This window comes from Kocuria flava, assembly GCF_001482365.1.
Lineage (GTDB): Bacteria > Actinomycetota > Actinomycetes > Actinomycetales > Micrococcaceae > Kocuria > Kocuria flava.
On sequence record NZ_CP013254.1, the window covers coordinates 1,713,218 to 1,736,727 of the forward strand.

General features: G+C 72.1%; 20 protein-coding genes. 7 read left to right on the forward strand and 13 right to left on the reverse strand.

Features of this window, described 5'->3' with window-relative positions; genetic code table 11:
• Positions 1–140 precede the first annotated feature (140 nt).
• From AS188_RS07665 to AS188_RS07680, 4 genes are all read right to left on the reverse strand, one after another.
• Positions 141–1,754, reverse strand: coding sequence for a glycosyltransferase family 39 protein (locus AS188_RS07665; protein WP_058858360.1), 1,614 nt, complete (start codon positions 1,752–1,754; stop codon positions 141–143).
• A gap of 31 nt (positions 1,755–1,785) precedes the next feature.
• Entirely contained in the window at positions 1,786–2,940 is a 1,155-nt protein-coding gene (locus AS188_RS07670; RefSeq protein ID WP_058858361.1) for a glycosyltransferase, read from the reverse strand.
• An 84-nt stretch (positions 2,941–3,024) separates the two neighbouring features.
• Positions 3,025–4,611: an ArnT family glycosyltransferase gene (locus AS188_RS07675; protein ID WP_058858362.1), complete on the reverse strand. Its 1,587-nt coding sequence runs from the start codon at positions 4,609–4,611 to the stop codon at positions 3,025–3,027.
• Complete coding sequence (locus tag AS188_RS07680) at positions 4,608–5,891, reverse strand: glycosyltransferase family 2 protein (RefSeq protein WP_204356394.1); 1,284 nt, start codon at positions 5,889–5,891, stop codon at positions 4,608–4,610. The genes AS188_RS07675 and AS188_RS07680 overlap by 4 nt, the downstream gene beginning before the upstream one ends.
• Before the next feature lie 341 nt (positions 5,892–6,232).
• Between AS188_RS07680 and AS188_RS17225 the strand changes: the two genes are divergently transcribed.
• The 6 genes from AS188_RS17225 (at position 6,233) to AS188_RS07710 (ending at position 9,340) form a co-directional block, all read left to right on the forward strand.
• Positions 6,233–6,415: a helix-turn-helix transcriptional regulator gene (locus tag AS188_RS17225; RefSeq protein WP_058858363.1), complete on the forward strand. Its 183-nt coding sequence runs from the start codon at positions 6,233–6,235 to the stop codon at positions 6,413–6,415.
• Positions 6,416–6,710: 295 nt separating this feature from the next.
• On the forward strand, positions 6,711–6,962 hold the full coding sequence (locus AS188_RS07690) for a hypothetical protein (protein WP_058858364.1): 252 nt from the start codon (positions 6,711–6,713) through the stop codon (positions 6,960–6,962).
• Entirely contained in the window at positions 6,959–7,255 is a 297-nt protein-coding gene (locus tag AS188_RS07695) for a hypothetical protein (RefSeq protein WP_058858365.1), read from the forward strand. The genes AS188_RS07690 and AS188_RS07695 overlap by 4 nt, the downstream gene beginning before the upstream one ends.
• 134 nt (positions 7,256–7,389) lie before the next feature.
• A complete protein-coding gene (locus AS188_RS07700; protein ID WP_058858366.1) occupies positions 7,390–8,109 on the forward strand; it encodes a GAF and ANTAR domain-containing protein in 720 nt (239 codons plus the stop codon).
• A 14-nt stretch (positions 8,110–8,123) separates the two neighbouring features.
• Positions 8,124–8,627 carry a hypothetical protein gene (locus AS188_RS07705; protein WP_058858367.1) on the forward strand — a complete coding sequence of 168 codons (504 nt, stop codon included), beginning with the start codon at positions 8,124–8,126 and terminating at the stop codon, positions 8,625–8,627.
• On the forward strand, positions 8,624–9,340 hold the full coding sequence (locus AS188_RS07710) for a GAF and ANTAR domain-containing protein (RefSeq protein ID WP_058858368.1): 717 nt from the start codon (positions 8,624–8,626) through the stop codon (positions 9,338–9,340). Before AS188_RS07705 ends, AS188_RS07710 begins: the two co-directional genes overlap by 4 nt.
• A gap of 22 nt (positions 9,341–9,362) precedes the next feature.
• Here the strand turns inward: AS188_RS07710 and AS188_RS07715 are convergent, their stop codons facing one another.
• The 4 genes from AS188_RS07715 to AS188_RS07730 form a co-directional block, all read right to left on the reverse strand.
• Positions 9,363–11,045 carry an MFS transporter gene (locus AS188_RS07715; protein ID WP_236945080.1) on the reverse strand — a complete coding sequence of 561 codons (1,683 nt, stop codon included), beginning with the start codon at positions 11,043–11,045 and terminating at the stop codon, positions 9,363–9,365.
• Positions 11,046–11,150: 105 nt separating this feature from the next.
• The gene (gene nhaA / locus AS188_RS07720) at positions 11,151–12,455 is read right to left on the reverse strand and encodes a Na+/H+ antiporter NhaA (protein ID WP_058858369.1); all 1,305 of its coding nucleotides are present in this window, start codon (positions 12,453–12,455) and stop codon (positions 11,151–11,153) included.
• 121 nt (positions 12,456–12,576) lie between these two features.
• Entirely contained in the window at positions 12,577–14,001 is a 1,425-nt protein-coding gene (locus AS188_RS07725) for a carboxylesterase family protein (protein ID WP_236945081.1), read from the reverse strand.
• A gap of 5 nt (positions 14,002–14,006) precedes the next feature.
• Complete coding sequence (locus tag AS188_RS07730) at positions 14,007–14,507, reverse strand: DUF2505 domain-containing protein (RefSeq protein ID WP_058858370.1); 501 nt, start codon at positions 14,505–14,507, stop codon at positions 14,007–14,009.
• A gap of 146 nt (positions 14,508–14,653) precedes the next feature.
• Between AS188_RS07730 and mfd the strand changes: the two genes are divergently transcribed.
• Positions 14,654–18,367, forward strand: a complete 3,714-nt coding sequence (gene mfd, locus AS188_RS07735; protein ID WP_058858371.1) for a transcription-repair coupling factor — start codon at positions 14,654–14,656, stop codon at positions 18,365–18,367.
• An 84-nt stretch (positions 18,368–18,451) separates the two neighbouring features.
• Here mfd and AS188_RS07740 read toward each other — a convergent pair whose 3' ends face one another.
• The 5 genes from AS188_RS07740 to wecB form a co-directional block, all read right to left on the reverse strand.
• Positions 18,452–18,889, reverse strand: coding sequence for a hypothetical protein (locus AS188_RS07740; RefSeq protein ID WP_058858372.1), 438 nt, complete (start codon positions 18,887–18,889; stop codon positions 18,452–18,454).
• Positions 18,890–19,165: 276 nt separating this feature from the next.
• Positions 19,166–19,603 (reverse strand): hypothetical protein, encoded by a 438-nt coding sequence (locus AS188_RS17230; protein WP_058858373.1) that lies wholly within the window; start codon positions 19,601–19,603, stop codon positions 19,166–19,168.
• Between the two features lie 86 nt (positions 19,604–19,689).
• Positions 19,690–20,346, reverse strand: a complete 657-nt coding sequence (deoC, locus tag AS188_RS07750) for a deoxyribose-phosphate aldolase (RefSeq protein WP_058858374.1) — start codon at positions 20,344–20,346, stop codon at positions 19,690–19,692.
• 77 nt (positions 20,347–20,423) lie between these two features.
• The gene (locus AS188_RS07755) at positions 20,424–22,205 is read right to left on the reverse strand and encodes a DUF2334 domain-containing protein (RefSeq protein ID WP_083529329.1); all 1,782 of its coding nucleotides are present in this window, start codon (positions 22,203–22,205) and stop codon (positions 20,424–20,426) included.
• A 76-nt stretch (positions 22,206–22,281) separates the two neighbouring features.
• Positions 22,282–23,478 carry a non-hydrolyzing UDP-N-acetylglucosamine 2-epimerase gene (gene wecB / locus AS188_RS07760; protein ID WP_058858376.1) on the reverse strand — a complete coding sequence of 399 codons (1,197 nt, stop codon included), beginning with the start codon at positions 23,476–23,478 and terminating at the stop codon, positions 22,282–22,284.
• Positions 23,479–23,510 lie beyond the last annotated feature (32 nt).

Consider the following 23,510-nt stretch of genomic DNA (forward strand, 5'->3'; position numbering starts at 1 on the left):
CCTGGCCACGGTCCACGACGAGCTCCCGCCGGCACCGCAGGGCCGGGCCCTGCCGAGAACCCGGGGCCCGGCGCCCGATCCGGCGGCACCCTTCCGGGCCTGGGCGCAGCGGCACCGGTGGGACCGGCCCGTGCGGGGCCTCAGCCCTGCACCCGGTGGACCGTCCACTGCCCGGCGGTGAAGGCCACCTCCGCGTGCGCCAGCGCCTGCAGCACCGTGCTCAGCTCCAGGCGGTCGACGGTGCGGCGGCTGTCCGGGCCCAGCACCACCCACTCGACCTCGCGCCAGCCGCGGGGGTGCACCTCGCGGAACTCGGGGTCGAGGTCCGCCTTCTCCAGGGCGATCGTCTCCCACGGCCCGTCCCGGCGCCGCTCGGCGAGCTCCACCCACGCGGCGTAGGGCACGAGCAGGGTGTCCTCCTCGGGAACCTGCGCCGCCACCCACCGCACGGCCGCCGCCCGGTCCGCGTTCGCGTCCCGGTGCAGCAGGTCCGTGTGTCGCTCTGCCCACTGTGCCGCCGGCAGCGCCAGCACCACGACGCACAGTCCGGCGAGCCCGGCCGCCCGGGGGCGCGCTCCGCCGGGCCCGGGCTGTCCCGAGAGCATGCGGGCGCCGATGCGGTCCACGACCGCGCCGACGGCCAGGGCGAGGAAGGGCAGGGACCCCACCACGAACATCGCCGGCAGGTATCCCTCGCTCACGAGCACGGGCAGTGCGAAGCCGGCGAGGGCGACCGGGAGCCAGGCGGTGCGCCGGCGCGTGGCGCACGCCAGGCCCGCCACGAGCCCGCCCACCAACAGCACGGCGTCGTAGTGCAGCCATCCCCGCACCAGTTCCGCCCGTGCGGAGCCGCTGTCCCAGACGGAGCCCGATCCCTCCCGGCCCACGAGCTGGTGCACCAGGGCCTCGTAGAGGGAGACGTGCTCCGGCCCGGGGAGCAGCTCCCAGGCCAGCAGGGCCATCAGCGGGTAGAACGCCAGGACGAGACCGCCGACGACCACGAAGCCCACCACGGAGAACGAGCGGTTCGACCAGGCGCGCTGGTTGAGCAGCGCGGCCAGCAGGGCCGGGCCCGCCACCGCGAACGTCTCCTTGGACAGGACCGCGAGGGCGAAGAAGATCCCGGCCCCCACGTGGTGCCACAAGGCCTTGCGGCGGTTGAGGGCGAGAAGGAAGGCCAGCAGCAGCCAGGGCAGGCCGATGTTGTCCAGGTACACCTGCCGGCCGAGGGTGAAGGCCAGCGGCGAGGCGAGCACGAGCGCCCCCGTGAGGACCGCCGCCGGGCGCGTGAGCTCCAGCCGCCGGGCGACCAGATAGGTCAGCACCACGGTGGCGACGAAGAAGGGGACGACGGCGAAGCGCGCGGCGCCCTCCGGCGTCCCGTCCCCCCACCCGAGCAGGCGCGGGACCCAGGCCAGCAGTCCCAGCTGGATCCAGCCCAGGGGCGGGTGGTCGTACTGGTAGGTGTAGGGGGCGAGGTCGCCCTCGAGCACGCTGACGGCCTGCGCGGTGTAGGTGCCCTCGTCGTCGGCGTAGGGAGTCGCTCCGGTCAGGTTCCACGTGCCGACCAGCAGGGCGCACAGCCCCAGGACGAGCACCGCGGCGCGGTCAGGCCACCGGAGCGAGGCCCGGCGACCGCCCGGACGCCCGGTCTCCTCGCCGCGCACCTGCGGCACGCCGTGGCGGGCCGGCGCGGGACGGTGGCGGTGCGGCCGGTGCCCGTGGCGTGCGGGCGAGCGGGTGGGGGCGCTCACGGAAGTCCTCCCCGTCCGCGGTCCGGGGCCGTCACGACGCCCGCTCCTGCAGGCTGGTCCCGCCCGGGGCGACGGCCGGCCCCGGTGCCGCCGGGCGCGCGGCGGCCGCGGCGGGCCTGACCTCCCGGTAGACCACCCGGGAGTGGTACAGGTACCGGACGACGAAGGCGCCGGCCAGCGTGGCCGCCTGCGCCGCCACGCTGTTCGCGCCGAGGACCTCGACCAGCCCCCAGAGCAGGGGCAGGCGCAGGGCGGCGTCGGCGTTGTTGAACACGAAGGAGCGTAGGAACCGGCGCTGGAGCGGGCCCGCCGCCGATCGCGTGCGGTGGAAGACCATGCGCTCCTGCATCAGGAAGTTCGTCACGATGGTGACCTCCGCCGCCACGACCGCGGCGACGAGGTAGTGGGCGCCGAGCCCGACGAGCACCCCCATGATGAGCAGGTTCAGGACCGTGCCGATGGCGCCGACCAGTCCGAACCCCGCCAGCCGCCCGAAGCGCAGCACGGCGAGCTGGCGCAGGAACCGCCCGCCCTCCCGCCACCCGGCCTTCGAGTCCCCGGCGAGGCGCTGCCCGAAGACGAAGGGCACCTCCGCCACGTCGAGCCGGTGGCGGCCGAGGATCTCCAGGAGGATCTTGAAGCCGGACGGGCGCAGCCGGTCGGTGTGCACCGCGGCGCGGCGGAAGCCGAAGAACCCGGTCATGGGGTCGGTGCAGGAGCGCAGCCGCCGGGGGAACAGGCCCCGGGCCAGGAGCGTGGCGCCGCAGGAGACGGCCCGGCGGGTACCGTTGGCCAACCCGCCGGCGCTCCCTCCCGCGCCGCAGTAGCGGGAGGCCACCACCACGTCGGCCACGCCCTCGCGCAGCCGCGAGAGGAGCACCGGCAGCATGTCCGGCGGGTGCTGGAGGTCACCGTCCATGACGATGCAGTGCGCGGCGGTGCTCGCCCGGATGCCGCAGATGACCGCGCCGCCGAGCCCCCCGGTGGGAGCGGTGCGGTGCAGCAGGCGCACGGGCAGCGGGGCGCCGGCGGCGGTCGCCTCGATCACCTCCGGGGTGCGGTCCGTCGAGTCGTCGACGAACAGGATCTCGGCCTCCACCCCGTGCAGCGCCTGCGCCGCGCGGCGCACGAGCTCCGGGACGTTCGGGGTCTCGTTGAAGGTGGGGACGATGACGGTCAGTTCCATGACAGCTCTTCTCCGGCTACCGTCCGGGCGGACGAGTGGGCCTGGTGCCGGCGGGCGGACGGGCGGTGGGGACGAGGGGGTGGCTCAGCCGCCGCCGGAGCGGTGGACGCTCCAGCCGCCGAACGCGGCCACCGGTTCGGCCCCCTCCAGGGCCTCGCCGGCCATGGTCAGGCCGAGGCTGTCGATGTTGGACCGCACGAACGGGCCCTCCACGATCCAGTCGACGGCCGCGGCGCCCTCCGGGTGGACGGTGCGGAACTCGGGGTCGAGGTCCGCCTTCTCGGTGGCCACGACGTCCCACGGGTCCGACCAACCGCTGCCGTGGAGGTCCTGCCACATGGAGTACGGGACGAGGACCGTGTCCTCCCGGTCGGCGTGGGTGCGGACCCACTCGAGCGCGGCGCGCCAGTCCTCGTTGGCCTCCTGGGCCATCAAGGTGCGGTGGTGGCCGCCCCAGTGAGGGACCACGGTGACCAGCAGCGCCGCCGCCAGCACGGCGAGCCCAGCCGCGCGCCCGGCGGGCAGCAGCTCGGGGCGGCGGCGCAGCCACCGCCGGCACGCGCGCCACAGCAGGTCGAGCCCGCAGACCACGGCGAGGGCGAGGAACGGCAGCGCACCCACCACGTACATGGCCGGCAGGTACCCCTCCCCGGTGACGACCGGGACGGCGAAGCTGACGAGCGCCACCGGCAGCCACAGCGTTCTGCGCCGCAGCAGGCACAGGGCGGCGGCCACGAGGCCCGCCACGATCAGGGGCTGGTCGTAGAACAGCCAGGACTCCAGCAGCTCGGCGCGGCTCGAGCCCTGCTCCCACACCGATCCCGACCCGGAGCGCGTGAGGAACTGGTAGACCAGGGCGTCCTGGAGCGAGACGTGACCGGGACCGCTCAGCAGCTCGCCCCGCAGCAGCGCCAGCAGCGGGTAGAACGCCAGCACGACCGCCCCGGACACGAGGAAGCCCACGACCGAGAACACCCGGTTGGCCCACGCGGGCCGGTTGAGCAGCGCGAGCAACAGCGCCGGGCCGAAGATGGAGAGGGTCTCCTTCGAGAGCACGGCGACCGCGAAGACCACGCCGGCGCCGATGTGGTGCCACAGGGCGCGGCGGGGGGAGAGGACCAGGTAGAACGCGAGCAGCAGCCACGCGATGCCGATGTTGTCCAGGTAGACCTGACGGCCGATCGTCAGGGCCAGCGGAGAGAGGGCGAACAGGGCCGTGGCCAGCACCGCGAGGGGCCGGCCGATCTCCAGACGCCGGGCGACGAGGTAGACCAGCGCGCCGGTGGCGACGAAGAACGGGGCGATGGCCAGGCGGGCCGCGCCGATGTAGGTCTCGTCGCCGAGCCCCAGCAGCCGGGGGAGCCAGACCAGTGCACCCAGCTGGATCCAGCCCAGCGGCGGGTGGTCGTACCAGTAGGTGTAGGGGGCGAGCTCCCCGTCGTCGACCACGCTGAAGGCCTGGGCCGTGTAGGTGCCCTCGTCGTCCTGGTAGGCCGTGGCGCCGGTGACGTTCCAGAGGCTGACCACAGTCAGTGCGGCGACGAGGACGGCCAGCACCACCCGGTCCCGGTCGGCCCCCAGCAGCCTCGCGCTCAGGGCCGGCCACCGGGTGGAGCCCGCGGTCCCGGGCTCCGTGGTCCTCGCGGGGACCAGTTCCAGGGTGGGGTTCATGCCGCACCCGCCCCGGCCACGGGATGCACGTAGGACAGGTGCGCGCCGGAGTGGGCCGTCTTCTCCCAGCGGAAGTCGCCGCGGTAGAACTTCACCAGCGCCCGCACGGCCGCCAGCGCCAGCACCAGCTGGTAGAACGGCGTGCTGACCACCAGCCGCGCGTAGTCCCAGAGACTGACCCGGAAGCTGTGGTCCCGTCCGAACTCGTGCAGCATGCACACGTCGAAGGCGACGGTGGCCAGGGTGGGGACCAGGGGCAGGAAGGCGATGAGCGTCACGGTCATCGGGAAGTCGCCCCACACGGCGGCGACGACCGCGATCGGGATGACGATGCCGGCGAAGGCCATGAAGTGCTGCTGCATGAGCGTCCACCAGGCCAGCGCCCGCCGCCGCCGCGTGGGCAGGCTCCGCCAGTCGCCCTTGGCGAAGACCTGCATGAAGCCCAGCGACCAGCGCGTGCGCTGCTTCACCAGGCTGCGGAGGCTGTCGGGGGTCTCCTCCCGGGTGACCAGGTCCGCGGAGTAGGCGACGACGATCTCGTGGCCCAGGGTCGACAGCCGCACGCCCATGTCGCAGTCCTCGGCGAGACAGGAGGTGTCCCAGCCGCCCACCTCCAGGAGCAGCTCCCGCTTGATGAACACGGTGTTGCCCCCCAGGGGGATGAACCCCTTGTGGGCGTGGGCGTGCAGCCGGGAGCGGAACCACGTGAAGTACTCGAGACAGTTGCGCAGGGAGTACCAGGTGTCCTTGTAGTTGACGAGCTGGACGGCGCCCTGGACCACGTCCGCACCGCGGACGACGAAACAGCTGTCGATGTTGCGCAGGAGGTCCGGGGCGGCGATGGACTCCGCGTCGAACACGCCCACGATGTCGTTGCGGCACATGGCCAGGGCAGCGTTGAGCTGTAGGGGCTTGTTCTTCACCGCGCTGCCCTCGACGCTCACGCGCACCGTGCCGGGGTGCTCGGCCGCGAGCCTACGGGCGATGTCGACGGTCTCCGGGTCATCGTGGCCGACCGAGATGATGATCTCGACCTCCCGGTGGGACTGGCCCAGCAGCGCGTCGAGGGTGGCGCGCATGACCGGCTCCTCCTCGTGCCGGCACGGCATGATCAGCGAGAAGGAGTGCCGCTCCTGCTGGAGCAAGCCTCCGTAGAAGGTGCGCTCCTGCGTCCGCGGATCCCACCACGCGTACGTGTTGAGATACAGCGTCGAGGTGGCGATGGCGAACAGCACGAGTGCGATGAGCACGACCAGAACTGACAGTGCGACCAGGAACACCTGATCCTCCCCCTTGGACCGACCGGCGGCACGATGAACGGTGTCGGACCCGCCGGTCGATGGCAGGGGGTGCGCTGGGTGTCCTCAGCCGTTCTGTGTTCCCCCGAACACGGTCCCCGAACAGCGAGGCCGTCCGCTCCCCCGAGCGGCCCGACGGCGTCATGTTTGCAGGTGCACCTCATGCAATGCCAATAATTTCCAATTGCGACCCGACGGTCGGTGACGGGCTGTCCCTACTGTGGGGAGGGCGGAGCCCGGTTCCGCGGGGAACTCCGCTCTCGCACGCGCCGGCCCGCGGCATGCCGTGGGGAGAAGAGGGGACAAGAACGAGGTTCGTCGTCGTGCGCGGTTTGTCACACGGGCTGGCGATCCGCACCGCCCGTGACTGCTGCCTTGGGGTCCTTCCGCCCACCAGCACGGTCGCCGGCATCGCCGCCCGCTGGGGCTTCGCCCACCCCGGCCGCTTCGCCGCCGTCTACCGGGAGCGCTACGGGCACGGCCCCGCGGAGTCGCTCTATTTCTGACCGGTGCTCTGCCGCCCGGAGCGTGCGCTCTGGCCGGGACGTGGTCCCGCCGGGGCCGTGCCGCCTGCGCCCGGGGACGCAGGCGGCACAGTCGCAGAAGGTCACCGAGGCGTCCGGGAGCCGCAGACCACGTCCATCCGGCGCACCGTCAGTCCCCTGAGCGTCGACGGGCTCCGGAGGCCCGGCCCATCCTGGAGGCGCGCACGGACGAGGAAGCACTGCCGTGCGCGCCGGACCGTCGGTCGCCCGCGAAGCGAGGGGTCCCGGCCCGAGGACGTTCACGGTGGGGGGACCGATGAGCACGATGGAGACCGCGGTGCAGCACGCCAGGGTGCTGCGCCGGTACCTGGACCAGCACCACCTCGACGTGCACCGCCTGTGGTGGAGCGCGTTCCAGCTGGGCGGGGACGTGGGGGAGACCGAGATCGACGCCTACGTGCACGAGTGCCTGCACCTGCCGCCGGCGGTGCGCGGGCTGCTTGTGCGGGCGGCGCAGACGGCGGCGGCCGCGTCGTCGCCCCCGGGACACGCCGGGAACCCGGCATGACGACCTGGGAGGTGCGCGCCTCGATCCGCCCCGAGGCCCGCCCGCACCCAGCCGTGCTCGCCGCGCTGCGCGCGACGCTGCGCGGGCGCCCCGGCACCGAGATCCTGGCGATGGCCGGCGGGATCGGTGTGCGTCTGCTCGCCACGTCCCCGACGCCGGCGGGAGCCTACGCCCTGGCGCTGGCGGTGCTCACCACCGACGTGCTGCCCGTGCTGGACCCCGCCGAGCTCAACGACCTCCAGGTCCGGCCGGTCTCCGGCGGACCCGCCGCCGGGCACCCTCTCGCGGCATGAGCGCCGTCGCGGTGCGGTGGCGCCCAGCAGTCCGTGGCGCCGTGCGGTTGGTGTCCTGCGGTCCTGGGGACGACAATGCTCGCAGAGCACGGGACGTCCGGGGCCGTGCCCTTCCCAGGAGGAGGCGAGCGGCTGTGGCAGACGAGAGCGACACGTTCGGGGTGGCCGTGGCGGTGGCCGGCCTGCAGGGCCTGCTGCTGGAACCGGCGAACGCCACCGACGCCGTCCGCCGGCTGGCCGAGGTGGCCCGGGACCTGGCGCCCATGGCCACGGGCGCCGGCGTCACCCTGGTCGACACCCACGGCGTGCCCACGTCCACGGCCGTCACCGACCCGGTGGTCGAGCAGCTGGACGCGCTCCAGTACGAACTCGGGGAGGGTCCCTGCCTCACGGCCTGGGACACGGTGACCGTCCAGTCCGTGGAGGACACCACCACTGATCTGCGCTGGCCCCACTGGGCGCTCGCGGCCGCGGCCGCAGGGGTCCGATCGGTGCTCAGCGTCCCCCTCGTCCACCGGGGCGAGGAGATCGGCGCGGTGAAGATCTACGCCGCCGAGCCCCACGCCTTCACCGAGCACGAGGAGCACCTGCTGCAGCTGCTCGCCACGGCGGTGAGCGCGCTGCTCGGGTGCGCGGCCACCACGGAGAGCCTCCGGCGCACGACCGCCGCGCTGCAGTCCACCCTGGCCGAGCGCCAGACGGTCCAGCAGGCCGTCGGGGTGCTCATGGAGCGCCACGACCTCGGCCCCGAGCCCGCCCACACCCTCCTGCTGCGCGCCGCCCGCGAGCAGCGGACGACCGTGCACGCACTGGCCGTCCGGGTGGTGCACCGCTCGGACGACCCCAGGCTCTGACGGGAGGGCTGCCCATGGACGACGACGCCATCGGCGCCGACCAGGCCCGGCGGCTCCACCGGGGCCTGCACACCGCAGGGCTCCACGCCCACGCCCTGTGGCTGCACTACTTCCGTCCCGGCGGCACCGTGAACCTCCTCGAGGTCGAGGCCTACCTCCACCACTCCCTGGCCCTGCCGGCCCTGCAGCGGGACCTGCTGGCCCAGGCGCTCGCCGAGCTGGCCGCCGACCTGCCGGTCCCGGCCGTGCTCTTCACCGACGACTACGTGTCCGGACCTCCCGACGGCCGCGGAGCCGGGCGGCTCGTGCCCGCCGGTGCACCATCCGACCCACCGGACGGCGACCCGCCGGCCAGTGACCCGCCGAGAGATGACCCGCTCGACGGAGAAGCGCGGGCCCCTGACGCCCCGCCGTCGCACCGGCGTCTGGCGGATGCGGACAGCGGCCGCCCCGGCGGACCGCTTCCCTCCGAGGAGCAGGACCGCGACGGCTGCGGCCACGATGAGGAGGCCTCGTGACCTCGGCCCTGCCCGAGGCCGACCTGGCGGTGGTCCTCGCCGAGCTGCGCGGGATGCTGCTGAGCCGGGAGGGGGCCACCGAGGCCGTGGCCCACCTCGCCCGTGTGGCCCGCGACCTCGTGGGTCCGGCGGCAGGGGCGGGGGTCTCGGTGTTCGAGCCGGGGGAGGGACGGATCACCACGGCCTCGACCGACGAGCTCGTCGAGGCCGCCGACGCCCTGCAGTACGACCTGGACGAGGGCCCGTGCCTGGCCACCTGGACCACGGGGGCGGCCCACCGGCTCGAGGACACCGGCTCCGACCGGCGCTGGCCGGAGCTCGCCGCCGCCCTGGCCCGGCTGGGCGTGGGGTCGATGCTCAGCGTGCCCCTGAACCTGCCGGACCGCACCGTGGGCACGCTGAAGGTCTACGCCACCACCGCCGGGGCGTTCTCCGCCCACGACGAGGCCGTGCTCACCGAGCTCGCCGCCGCCGCGGCCACCCTCCTCGGCGCCGGGCAGGGCCCGGAAGCTCCCCGTGGTCTGACCGACGGCGCGCTCGAGGCCCTGGCCGACCGCCGGACGGTCGACGTGGCCACGGGCGTGGTCATGGAGCGCCACCGCCTGGCGGAGGACGACGCCCGCCGCCGGCTGCTGACCGACGCGCGGGACACCGGCCGGCCCCTGGTCGAGCACGCCCGGCGGCTCGTCACCGACGTCGGCCGGCGTTCCTGACCTTCTCCTGACGCACTGGCGTCTACTCGACTCGCCCGGAGCGTTCGCCTCGTACGGCACCTGCCTGCACGGTGGAGCTCTCCGTCTCCGCCGTGCTCTCCCGCCCCGCTGGGTCGTTCTTCGCGGTGTCCTCCTGCGCCGTGTCCTTCGCCGCCACGGGGTCGCTCTGCGCCGCCGGGTCGTTGTCGGCCGCAGGATCCTGCGCGCTCGGGTCCTTCGTCGCCGCCGCGTCCTGGGCCGCGGCCAGGTCGTACTCGGCCGAGACCCTGCGGTAGACGGGCGTGAGGAAGGCCAGCAGGGCGGCGGCGACCATGACGATGCCGGCGACCAGGAAGACCAGGGCGATGCCGCGGGACGTGCCCTCGCCCAGCAGCGGCGCCAGCCGCGCGGAGCCCTCGGCCGAGCGGGCGTAGGGGATGATCCAGATCTCGGCGACCGGGGCGATGAGGAACGCGGTCACCGGCGCCGCCGCGGACTCGAAGGCCATCGCGAAGCCGAAGACCCGGCCCTGCCGCTCGAGCGGGACGACCCGCTGGATGACGGTCTGCTCGGCGGCCTCCACGAACGGGACGAGCACGAGGTAGAGCCAGATGCCGGCCACGTACAGCCAGGCCCACTCCCGCACGGTGAACACCGCACCCAGCACGCCCATGACGACCACGGCCAGGAGCATGGTGCGCAGCGGGTTCTTCCCGAGGCCGAACTTGCCGATCAGCGCCCCGCCGGCGATGAATCCGGTGGCACCGAGGGCGAAGACCCCGCCCCAGATCTCCACCGGGAACATCTCCAGGCCGTAGGGGTCCATCAGGGCCATGTAGACCCCGCCGATGAAGTTGTTGAACGTGGAGAACAGGATCAGCGCGAACAGCCCCGACACGGCGAGCACGGCGGCCAAGGACCCGCGCAGGTCGAAGCCGCCGGAGGCGTCCGTGGCGGCCGCCCGCACCTCCTCGGGCATGCGGAGGAAGAGCAGATGGGCGAAGGCCACGGCCGTGAGCGCCACGGCGACGGCGACCGTCCACCCCATGCCGAGCAGCCCGACCGACAGGCCGGAGAGCACCGAGGTGACGATGAACATCAGTCCCTGCACCATGCCGACCAGGCCGTTGGCGTTGGCTCTCCGGTCCGGGTCGATGAGGATCGTCACCGTGGTGGACAGGGCGATGTTGCGCATGTTCTCCACGACCGCCCCGATCAGCACGACCAGGGCGAAGACCCAGATCCACGGCCGGGTGAGGTCGGACATGGCCGCGGCGGGCGTGAGGCCGAACAGGAGGCCGGCCAGCGCGAACAGCACCAGGGTGAAGGCGGCCGCGAAGCGCATCACGGACAGCTTCCGGTAGCGGTCCACGAAGGTGCCGAAACTGATGCTCGAGAGCGCGATCAGCAGCATGTAGGCCCCGCCGACCACACCCGTGGCGATGACGTTGCGGGTCTGGAGGTACACCCAGAACGTCAGGGCGAACCACAGGTAGCTGGTCGTGACGTTGGCCAGCGCGGTGTTGACCAGGATCCCGGTGAAGGTCCGGAACCGCTGCTGCGGGGTGCGCACGGAGGTGTCAACCGCGCCGGGGTCGACCAGGGCGGGAGGGCCGGCGTCGGAGGCCGGGAGGGGAGGGGTGGGTGCTGTGACGACCGGGTCCGCGGGGAGTCCGGCGCCGCCGTCCGGAGCCGCTGCGGTCCGGGACGGGTGATGCTCGTCCATGCCCCCAGTCTAGGAGTGACCCAGGACACCGTAACGTCCCGGTGGAACGACGGACGGCCGCCCCGGAGCAGTGCTCCGGGGCGGCCGTCCGTGTGCCGTGCCGTGTCAGCTCGCGGCGTCCAGCTTGTCCACCGCCACGCCCTGGGCGCGCAGCTTCTTGTAGTGGGCGTTGCGCACCGACAGCAGCGTGCCGCCGATGACCGCGGCGATCGCCGAGCCGGTGAGGATGCCGACCTTGGCGTGCTCGTTGTGCGGGCTGCCGATGCCGAAGCTCAGCTCGGCCACGAGCAGGGAGACCGTGAAGCCGATGCCGGCGACCAGGCTCAGGGCGCCGAGGTCGAACCACGAGTAGTCGTCGTCCTTGGCGGCCGGGGTGAAGCGGTCCATCAGCCAGGACGCCGAGAAGATGCCGATGGTCTTGCCGAGGACCAGGCCCAGCACGATGCCGATGGCCACCGGGTCGGTCAGGGACGCGGTGACGCCCTCGAGCCCGCCCACGGCCACGCCGGCGGCGAAGAACGCGAACACCGGGATCGCCAGGCCGTTGGACAGCGGCCGGAAGCGGTGCTCCAGGGCCGGGGCGAGGCCGAGCCGGGGGTCCTCCTGGCGGATCACCCGCGGGGTGACCTTCTTGACCGGCACCACGAAGCCGAGCAGCACGCCGGCGATGGTCGCGTGGATGCCGGCCTCGAGGACGAACAGCCAGGTGATGACGCCGATCGGCAGCAGGATCACCCAGGCGGCCCAGTGGTGCTGCATGAAGAACTCGGGGAACTTCTGGGCCAGGAACGCGTAGATCCCCAGGGGGATCAGGGCGAGCGCGAGGTAGAGCAGCTTGAGGTCGTCGGTGTAGACGAAGGCGATGATGACGATCGCGATGAGGTCGTCGACCACGGCCAGGGTGAGCAGGAAGGTCCGCATCGCCACGGGCAGGGCCGAGCCGACCACGGCGAGCACGGAGACGGCGAAGGCGATGTCCGTGGCGGTGGGGATGGCCCAGCCGGTCATGGTGGACGGGTCGCCGTCGTTGATCGTGTTGACCGCCACGTAGATCAGGGCGGGGACGACCACCCCGCCGAACGCGGCGACCACGGGCAGCAGGGCCTTGCGGATGTTGCGCAGCTCGCCGTCGACGAACTCGGTCTTCAGCTCGAGGCCGACGAGGAAGAAGAAGATCGCGAGCAGACCCTCCGAGGCCCACTCGCCCACGGTGTGGTCCAGACCGGGGAAGTCGATGCCGATGTGGGTGTCGCGCAGCGCGAAGTAGGTGTCCGCCCACGGCGAGTTGGCGAACACCAGCGCCGCGAGCATCGCGGTCAGCAGCAGCACGCCGCCCACCAGGTCCTTGCGCAGGAAGCTGCCCAGGCCGCGCCCGTGCTCCTCGGTCTCGTCGGTCGGAGCTGCTGCCACCGTGGTCTCCTGTTCGTCGTGGATCGGGAACCCGCACCGTCGTCGGGGACCCGCACAGTCTAGGCCGCGTGACGCGCGTCATCCCACGCGGGGCATCCCGCTCCGCCGGACGTGAGCGGTGTCACGGCACCGGGGACGGACCTCTCTCGACGTCGGCGCGGCGGCGCGACGACCGCTGGAGGACGGGTGTCCGGCGCCGGGTGCGGCGCGGCCGGACGCGCCGCCAGTGCAGCACGCCGGGGATCCCGCCCCGCTCGGGCAGGCCGTTGCCGCGGGCGAAGTCCGCCCACACGGCCCGCAGGGCGCGCCCGGCCTCCTCGACCCGGGACCACTCGGTGCCGCGCAGCAGCTCGGCCCCGGCCCAGGTGCGCTCGTCGCCGAGCAGCAGGGGCAGGTCGACGGTGTGGGTGCTGCCCCAGGCGTTGTCGGGGCCCCAGGTGAGCACGTAGCGCCAGGCCCGCCCGCCGGCGCGGGCGTGCCGGGCGGCGAACGCGGTGCTCGCCGCGGCGTAGACGCTGCGGGTGACCACGGCGTTGAGGGCCCGGTCCAGGAGCGGGCCGAGGACGGGCACGCGCACGGCGCGGCAGGCGAGCGGCTGGACGGGGTAGAAGAACCGGGCCTCGTGGGTGGTGTGCCCGATGAGGACGTCGACGCCGGGGGCCGCGGCGTCCCACGCCGCCGCCACCTCTCCCTCGGCGGGCAGTGGGCCGTGGCCGTACTGGGTGCCGAAGGGCATGAACCGGCGCAGCCCGAGCCCGGTCGCCGCCGCGACGACCCCGGCCTCCTCGGCCAGCACCTCCTCGGTGCTCGAGGTCCGGTCCACCCGGCCGGCGGCGGCGTTCATCGCCGCGGTCATCGGCGCCCGGCCGGTGCGGATGCCCAGCGGGGCGCTCTGCAGGATCACCCGCTCGACGAGCTCCTCCCCGCCGGCGGCCAGCAGGTGCGCCACGGCGTCCCCGCCGGCGGACTGGCCGAAGGCCGTGACGCAGCCGGGGTTCCCGCCGAAGGCCGCGATGTTGCGCCGCACCCAGCGCAGCGCAGCGAGCAGATCCAGCAGGGCCAGGTTCGCGGGACGGTCCCCGCCGTCGCCCAGGCACCCGAAGAGCCCGAGCCGGTAGGTCACGGCGACGACCACGACGTCCTGCTCGGCCACCAGCCGGGCCGGGTCCAGGCCGGGGGAGTCCCCGGCCCCGGCGGCGTAGGAGCCGCCGTGCACCCACACCAGCACCGGGAAGCCGTCCTCGGGCGGGGTCGTGCGGGGGAGGGCGATCGACAGCCGCTGGCAGTCCTCGTCCGTGGGCAGCCCGCCGAGCACGGGACCCAGCATCCGGTCGAGGAACGGCGAGGGCTGCTGCGGGCACGCCGGGGACGGCGCGGTCGCGTCGAGGACCCCGGCGTGGTCCGGGGCCGGCACGGGCGCCTCGAAGCGGCCCGCCCGGGCGTAGGGAATGCCGGTGGCCCGCAGGACGGCGCCGTCGGCCCACCCGCGGACCGGTCCGCACGGCGGGTCGAAGCGGGGCCGGTCCACGGCGTGGGACGCGTCCACCGGGCTCAGGCCCGGTCGGCCAGCCAGGCCTGCGCCTCCTGCGACTGCAGCGAGATCGCCTTGGAGACGAACGGCTCGGCGGCGGCGGCGATCTGCTTGCCGACGAACGGGATGTTGGCCTGCACCACGCACTCCACGTGCACCTCGGTGTGCTCGCCCTGCGGGCTCAGCCGCTGGGTCGCCGTGCCCGAGACGGGCAGGGACGCGACCTGGATCTCGGTGGACACCACGCGCACGCCCTCGGCGTCCGGATCGGCGTAGCGGTCCACCTGGGTGGCCCGCACCGAGCTGCCCACGAACTTGCGGGCCATCTCCGGCAGCTTCGCCGCGTCCATCGCCCGCACCGTGGTCACGGTGAAGCGCGCCTCGACGTCGCCGTCGACCTCCACCGACTCGAGGGTCGCCCCCGCGCGGTGGGTGACGTGGCGGATGAACTCCTCGTCGCGGAAGGTCACCACGACCTGCTCGACGGGCGCGGGAACGGTGGTGGAGGCGGTGACGGCCATGGGAACTCCTGGGATCGGGCGATCGGTTCCTCCCATGGTAGGGCCGGGCGCCTGTCCGCCCCCGGGAGTAAGCTGGGGGCCGCGCTCGCCGGGAACCACGGCCCGCGCCCCACCGCTCCCGTCCCGCACCAGGAGACCGCGCACCCATGACCCTGTCCGGACTGCTCGACGCCCTCTCCGCGGAGCGCTCCTTCGCGAACATCCGCACCCAGGCCGCCCTCCCGCCCGGCGAGCGCAGCCCCGAGACGGTCATCAGCGCCCCGGACGGGATGCGCGCGGTGCTCACCGCGCAGATCCGCCGCGCGCTCGACGACGCCCCCGCCCCGGCCGAGGGCCAGTCCCCGCCGGTGGTGCTGGCCGTGACCGCCACGGGCCGGGAGTCCGAGGACCTCGCCGCCGCGCTGGCCGCCTACCTCCCGCAGCAGGAGGTCGCCGAGTTCCCGGCCTGGGAGACGCTGCCGCACGAGCGGCTCTCCCCGCGCTCGGACACCGTGGGCCGGCGCCTCGAGGTGCTGCGCCGTCTGGCCCACCCGGACGCCGGCGGCCCGCTGCGGGTGCTCACCGCCCCGGTGCGCTCCGTGCTGCAGCCGGTGGTCGAGGGCCTGGGGGACATGGCGCCCGTGCGGTTCGTGCGCGGGGAGGAGCTCGACTTCGACGACGCCGTGGCCGCCCTCGCCCGGGCCGCCTACGCCCGGGTGGACATGGTGACCCGCCGCGGGGAGTTCGCCGTGCGCGGCGGCATCATCGACGTCTTCTCCCCGGTGGCCGACCACCCCGTGCGCATCGAGTTCTTCGGCGACGAGGTCGAGGAGCTGCGCTGGTTCGCCGTGGCCGACCAGCGCACCCTGGCCACCGGCGACCACCCCGACTCCCTCACCGCCCCGCCGTGCCGCGAGGTGCTCATCACCCCCTCGGTGATGTCGCGCGCGGCGACGCTGCGGGACAGGCTGCCCGGGGCCGAGTCGATGCTCGAGCGGATCGCCGGCGGGATCTACGTGGAGGGCATGGAGTCGCTGGCCCCGCTGCTCGTCGACGGCATGGTCCCGGTGCTGCAGCTGCTGCCGCCGGGCTCGATCGTCGTCGTCGTGGAGCCCGAGAAGGTGCGGGCGCGCGCCCACGACCTCGTGGCCACCAACGAGGAGTTCCTCCTCGCCGCCTGGGACTCCGCCTCGGACGGGACGTCCGCGCCCCTCGACCTCACCTCCGCGCAGGCCGCGGGCGACGACGGGGGCCGCACCCTGGCCGCCGGCTCCTTCCAGACCCTCGGCGAGGCGCGGGCCACCGCGCTCGGGCACGGCACGGCGTGGTGGTCGCTCACCGCGCTGAACCTCGCCCTGGCCTCGGCCGCCGACGTCGACGCCGACACCTCCGACGAGGCCGTGGCCCTGCTCGACTCCGAGGCCGACTCCCTGACCGTCGCCGCCCGCGAGCCCCACGGCTTCGCCGGGGACGTCGAGGCGATGCTCGAGTTCCTCGGCAAGCGCGTGGCCGACGGCTGGCGCGTCGTCGCCGTGACCGAGGGCCCCGGCCCGCTCGCGCGCATCGCCGAGCTGCTGCACGAGGCCGGGGTGCCCGCCGCCCGCAGGGACTCCCTCGACGAGGCCCCGCAGCCCGGCATCGTGGAGCTGACCACCGCGGTGGCCGGGAAGGGCTTCGCCCTCGACGCCCTCGAGCTGGCCCTCCTCACCGAGGCCGACCTGCTCGGGAAGGCCAGCCCCTACACGACCAAGGACATGCGCAAGCTGCCCGTGCGGCGCAAGCGCAACGCCGTGGACCCGCTCGCGCTCTCCCAGGGCGACTTCGTGGTCCACGAGCAGCACGGCATCGGGCAGTTCGTGGAGCTCACCCAGCGACCCATCGCCGGTGCCGTCACCAAGCCAGGCCAGCCCAAGCCGGTGCGCGAGTACCTCGTGCTCGAGTACGCCCCGTCCAAGCGCAACGGCCCCCGCGACCGCCTGTTCGTGCCCACCGACCAGCTCGACCAGGTCACCACCTACGTGGGCGGGGAGACCCCGGCGCTGTCCAAGATGGGCGGGGCCGACTGGAACAAGACCAAGCGCGCCGCGAAGAAGGCCGTCAAGGACATCGCCAACGAGCTCATCCGGCTCTACTCCGCCCGGATGGCCTCCCGCGGCCACGCCTTCGACCCCGACACCCCGTGGCAGCGGGAGCTGGAAGAGGCCTTCCCGTACATCGAGACCCCCGACCAGCTGACCACCATCAACGAGGTCAAGGCCGACATGGAGCGGGAGATCCCCATGGACCGGCTGATCTCCGGGGACGTGGGCTACGGCAAGACCGAGGTCGCCGTGCGCGCGGCGTTCAAGGCCGTCCAGGACGGCAAGCAGGTCGCGGTGCTCGTGCCCACGACCCTGCTCGCCCAGCAGCACACCGAGACCTTCACCGAGCGCTTCTCCGGCTTCCCCGTGCGCCTGGCCACCCTCTCCCGCTTCCAGACCGCCAAGGAGACGAAGGCGACGCTGGCCGGGCTCGAGGACGGGTCGATCGACGTGGTCATCGGCACCCACCGGCTGCTGTCGAAGGAGGTCGTCTTCAAGGACCTCGGGCTCGTGGTCATCGACGAGGAGCAGCGCTTCGGCGTCGAGCACAAGGAGAAGCTCAAGGCGATGCGCACCAACGTGGACGTCCTGGCGATGTCCGCGACCCCCATCCCGCGCACCCTGGAGATGTCGCTGACCGGCATCCGCGAGACCTCGACCCTGGCCACCCCGCCCGAGGAGCGCCACCCGGTGCTCACCTACGTGGGCGCCTACACCGACAAGCAGGTCTCGGCCGCCGTGCGCCGGGAGCTCATGCGCGAGGGCCAGGTCTTCTACATCCACAACCGGGTCTCCTCGATCGAGCGCAAGGCCAAGGAGATCGCCGAGCTCGTGCCCGAGGCCCGCATCGCCGTGGCCCACGGGCAGATGTCCGAGTCCCGGCTCGAGCAGATCATCGTGGACTTCTGGGAGAAGAAGTTCGACGTCCTCATCTGCACGACCATCGTGGAGACCGGTCTGGACATCGCCAACGCCAACACCCTCATCGTCGACGGCGCCGACCGCTACGGGCTCTCCCAGCTGCACCAGCTGCGCGGGCGCGTGGGCCGCGGCCGCGAGCGGGCCTACGCCTACTTCCTCTACCCGGCCGAGAAGCCGCTGTCCGAGACCGCCCTGGAGCGGCTCAAGGCCGTGGCCGCCCACAACGAGCTCGGCGCCGGCATGCAGCTGGCCATGAAGGACCTCGAGATCCGCGGTGCCGGCAACCTGCTGGGCGGAGAGCAGTCCGGGCACATCGCCGGGGTCGGTTTCGACATGTACCTGCGCCTGGTCGGGGAGGCCGTGGCAGAGTACCGCGGCGAGGAGGACGAGCGGCCCGCCGAGATGAAGATCGAGCTGCCCGTCAACGCCTACCTGCCCCACGACTACGTGCCGGGGGAGCGGCTGCGCCTGGAGGCCTACCGCAACCTCGCCAACGCCGCCACGGACGAGGCGATCCAGGAGGTCGCCGACGAGCTCGCCGACCGCTACGGCGAGCTGCCCGAGCCCGTGCAGAACCTGCTCGAGGTCGCCCGCTTCCGCGTGGTCGCCCGCGCCGCCGGGCTCACCGACGTCGGGGCGATGGGGAACACGATCCGCTTCGCCCCCGCGGACCTGCCCGAGTCGCGGCGGATGCGCCTGACCCGCCTCTACCCGGGAGCCCAGGTCAAGACCGTGCCCGGCACCGAGACCGCCCAGGTGCTCGTCCCCAAGCCCAAGACCGCCCGGATCGGGGGCAAGGACCTGGTGGACCGGGAGATCCTCGAGTGGGCCCGCGGCGTGGTCGAGGCGGTCTTCGCGAAGGAGCCGGCGGCGGCCTGAGCCGCTGCCCGTCCCGCACCCCGGACACGACGAAGGGCTCCTCCCCGTGCGGGAGGAGCCCTTCGTCGTCGGTGCCTGCGGGACTTACTGCACGGCCTTGCCGTACTTGTCGTCGCCGTGGGCGCGCGCGGTGAGCGCGTCGCGGGTGCGGGCGTCCTGCGGGCCCTGCGGGAACTCGGCGGCCACGGGCTGGTGGCCCGGGACCTCCGTGGAGGGCGGGACGTCCATGGCGAGGGTGCGGCCGCCCTCGGCGCGCTTGGCGGTGGAGGTGCTCAGGAGCCCGACGGGGATGAGCAGGGCCAGGGCGTAGAGCAGCAGGCCGATGATCCACACGGTGGGGCTGTTGGGGTAGGAGGCGAAGGCCCAGAAGCTGCCGATCATCACGGCCATGGCCAGCACGAGGAAGATGAGGTTGTTGACCGTCCGGCCCTGGCCCGAGAACGAGCGGACGGTGGTCCCGGAGGGGCCACCGGTCATGGTGCCCCCGGGCGTGCCGGTGGACGAGGGAGCGCGGTCGGACATGAGAGGTCACCCTTCTGGCGGTACTGGCGGTGGGCAGCGGCCGGTGCGGCTGCCGTGGCGTTCGGACCCAGTCTAGTCGCACCGACCGACCCGGGGTTCCCGGGCGTCCGGCGCCTCGAGCCTCTCGCCGCGCTCCCGGTTCCAGCGCTCTGCCGAGATCTCCGGGCGACCCGGCGCCGTGCGCGGGGTCCGGCTCGCGCCGTTGTCCCGACGACGGACGGCTCCCCTCCCGGCAGCAGGGGAGAGGAGCCGTCCGTCGTCGTCGGGCGGGTGCGCCTACTGGGTGGTGCGGCCCAGGGCGTCGTCGCCGTGCTCGGCGCGGACCTCGGCGTCGCGGCGGGCCGGGTCGCGCGGGGCCTGGCCCAGCTGGGCGGCCTTGGGGTCGTCGCCCGGGACCTCGGTGGTCGGCGGGACGTCCATGGCGAGGGTGCGGCCTCCCTCGGCGCGCTTGGCGGTGGAGGTGCTCAGGAGCCCGACGGGGATGAGCAGGGCCAGGGCGTAGAGCAGCAGGCCGATGATCCACACGGTGGGGCTGTTGGGGTAGGACGCGAAGGCCCAGAAGCTGCCGATCATCACGGCCATGGCCAGCACGAGGAAGATGAGGTTGTTGACCGTCCGGCCCTGGCCCGAGAACGAGCGGACGGTGGTCCCGGAGGGGCCACCGGTCATGGTGCCCCCGGGCGTGCCGGCGGAGGAGGAGGTGCGGTCGGCCATGGTGACGGTCCTTCTGACGGAGCGGGACGGGCCGTGCTGCACGGCCCCGGGCAGTTGGCCCCAGTCTAGTCGAGCGGGGGCGCGGTTCAGCCGAGCAGGGCCGGGCCGCTGCTGGCGCCGATGCGGGTCGCGCCGGCCTCGATCATCGCCAGCGCGTCCTCCCGGGTGCGGATCCCGCCCGAGGCCTTGACCCCGATGTCCGGGCCGACGGTCGCGCGCATCAGCCGCACGTCCGCCACGGTCGCGCCTCCGGTGGAGAAGCCGGTGGAGGTCTTCACGAAGTCGGCACCGGCGGCCACGGCGGCCTCGCACGCGAGGACCTTGGCGTCGTCGTCGAGCAGGCACGTCTCGATGATGACCTTCAGCAGCGCCCCGCCGGCGTGGGCCGCCTCGGCGACGGCGCGGACGTCACGCTCCAGGGTCTCGCGCTCGCCGGCGCGGGCGGCGGCGATGTCGACGACCATGTCGATCTCCTGGGCGCCGGCGTCCACGGCGGTGCGGGTCTCGAAGGCCTTGACCTCGGTGGCGGAGGCGCCCAGCGGAAAGCCGACCACCGCGCAGGTCCGCACGTCGCTGCCGGCCAGCCGCTCCCGCACGAAGGACGTCCACAGCGGGTTGGTGCACACCGCCGCGAAGCCGTGCGCCACCGCCTCCTCGCACAGCGCCGCGATCTGCTCGCGCGAGGCCTCCGGCTTCAGCAGCGTGGAGTCGATGTAGGGGGCGAGGTTCGGGGCGTCGGACACGGGCGGGCCTTTCGACGGGACTGGACGGGGTAGGTCGGGGCCAGCCTACCGGCGATTCAACGATGCCCTGAGCTGGCTCACTTGAGCTCGGACACCGGAACGAATTCGAACCCGAGGTCCTTGATTCCTTGGACCGTCTTCTTCAAGTACTCCAGGTCGAGGTAGGGGTGGAAGAAGAAGCTGGCCGTTGACTCGCGCACTACCAGGTTGGCTTCCGCCCGAGAGACGAGAAACTTTGGATCACGGACGGCGTGGTTGTTCTGTTCCGTCTCGGTGATGTTCCCCAGGTTCTCGGGGTAGACCTTGGTTCCGTAGATGTCATGGACAGTGTAGGGAAAGTGCTGGCTGTAGGCCTTCCCGGGTTCGCTGGGCTTCTGCGACAGAATGCCCGCGAAGTAGTCAGCCTGCTCGTAGCGGGCATCGTAGACCTCGGACATGGCCGCGTAGGCGTTGACGGAGGCGGCGTAGTGCGGAGTCTCGAAGATCACCGGTTCGCCCAATCCCGCGTCCTTCATGACCTGACGACCCTGCTTGATCCGGGCGACATGCTGCGCCACGCTGTCCTCGGCCACCGGCCCGATCTGGCGGATGTAGGAGTCGTTCTCGCATTCGCCGAATTCGTACGGTTCCTGTGCTGTCGTACTGCATCCGTATCGATAGAACTCATAGTCCTCGCCGGTGCGCCCGCTGTAGGGGTTGTTGGCCGCCCCGAACTGATGGGTCGTTCCGTGCTGAATCAACGTCCCTCCTCGCTCCTGCATGTACTTGAGCGCGTCCACCACCTCAGGACGGTCCAGAAGGCTCAGCCCGTACCAGTCATCTCCATCCGGCGTTCGTGCGACGTGGATCGGCATCACCGCAACCTGAAATGGCACGCCGGCTCCGTGCAGAAGGTCAGCCACGGCACGAAGGTCCTGCGGGTCCGCTTCCGGACCGACGTCCTCGAGTCGTACCGCTGCCTGCTTCACCTCGGGCGTTTCCGGCGCCAGCAGGTCGTAGAACAAGTCGGAGTAGATGAGGTAGACATCGTTCACGTCGATGTAGTCCAGAGGAATCTCAGAGACATAGGTGAGGTTTCCTGAGCGAATCGCCCACGGAGCTTCATCGGACGGCACAGGCTGGTCCGGGCTGCACTGCGTCGGTCCGTCGTCGTTCCGGCACTGGGAGGTTGCGAGAACCCCGACAGTCTTCTCGTTTTCGATCACCGGCGCCGCGAGTTCCGTAACACCTTCGGCTGTGCGGGACACCTCACGATCTTTGTACGCGACCGTCCTCACAAGACCGCTGTCCACCGTCAGGGACTTGTGCGGGTCCCAACCGTACTGGTCGACGAAGGCGGCCGAACTCCCGGCCTCCCACCCCGCGAGGTCGTCGATGTTCTGGTCGACCCACATCACCGGTATCCCGCCTTCACGGACGTCATCGACGAAACCCCTCGGAAGGGAAGCTTCGGAGTCGGTTCCGATATAGATGACAGCGCCAAATGACTCCATCGTGTTTGCCGCATAGTCGGCCACCGGCTGGATCTCTGCTTCCCCGAAGTGCGTCGCCAGATTGGCGGTTGCCATGGCATACATTTCAGCGTCGTCGGACATCTCGCCGGTGTTGTCATAGAGGACCAAGGTGGACATTTTTCCGGGCTGCCCGAATCGCCGATCGAATACCGCCTCTGCAGCGTGAGCATCTGAGCCTGCTTTCGTTTCTGTTGCATACTGCTGCGCCAGCGGGGAGCCTTCTCCTTCGACCAAGGTGTCGTCGGTAAGACCGAAAACAGTTCCGACGGACACAGCCAGCAGAGCGGCCAGACCGACGAACCACTCGATTCTCCCCCGTCTCGTCAGCTGAAAGGGCTTGCTCATCGGGTCTCCTCAGCAAGACTCCCCGAAACGTCGGTGGAACGCACCGGGGAGTTCGTCGTGCAGAATCTCGTAAGGATCAGCTGGTCGTTGACACAGTGAGCTGGGGTTCGTAGGTGAACTCGTCGACGAGATCGTCGAACCCGAAGTGTCGAGCAAGGGCGCGCACGGTGCGCTCTGCAGCGCGTCCGTCACCGTAGGGATTGAGAGCCCTGGCCATGCGGCTGTACTCGGCCTGATCTGTGATGAGCGTCGAGACCTCTCGCACGATCGTCTCTTCATCGGTGCCCACGAGCTTGACGGCCCCGGCAGCAACGGCCTCGGGGCGCTCTGTGGTCTCCCGCATGACGAGCACCGGCTTCCCAAGGGACGGGCCCTCCTCCTGGACGCCCCCGCTGTCGGTAAGAACGATGGACGCCCGTTCGAGCAGGGCACAGAACTGTGCGTAGGGAAGAGGCTCTGTCATCAGAACATTTGTCAGGTCTTGGATGGCCGGCTGAATGGCGTCCCGAACCAGGGGATTGCGGTGTGCGGGAAAGACGAAATCGTGGTCGGGGTGCTGTCGAGCCAGCGCAGCGATCGCTCTGCCGACAGCCCGGAGAGGCTCACCCCACGACTCGCGCCGGTGCGCGGTCACGAGGATCACGGGTCGCCCCTTCGCGAGGCGCGCCGCCAGATCGGAGTCCTCAATGCGGGGCTGTGACGCCACAGTGATGAGCAGCGCATCGATGACGGAGTTGCCGGTGACCACGATGCTCGACGCATCGATGTTCTCCTTCAGGAGGTTCTCACGGCTTGCCGCTGTCGGAGCCAGGTGCAGGCTGGCGATCTGCCCGGTCAGCCGGCGATTGATCTCTTCGGGGAACGGGGAGTACTTGTTGCCCGTCCGCAGTCCTGCCTCGGTGTGAACGACCGGGATCTCCGCGTAGAAGGCGGCCAGAGCACCGACGAAAGTGGTCGAGGTGTCTCCTTGTACGAGGACGGCATCGGGGCGGTCCTTCTGCAGAACTTCTGTGAGGCCTTCCAATGTGCGATTGCTGATCTGCGTCAGGCTCTGCCCGGGCGCATGGATGTCGAGGTCGCCATCGGGGGTGATGCCGAAGTTCTGGTTCACCTGATCAAGCATCTCCCGGTGCTGTCCCGTGACGACCACGCGTACTTCGAAGCGTGGGTCGTCGCGGAGCGCGAGAACGAGAGGAGCCATCTTGATGCCCTCCGGACGAGTGCCGTAGATCGCCATGATGGTGATGGGTTTGCTGGGGAACGTGCTGGACATGGTGGCTCCTGATCGATCGATGTAGTCCGCGC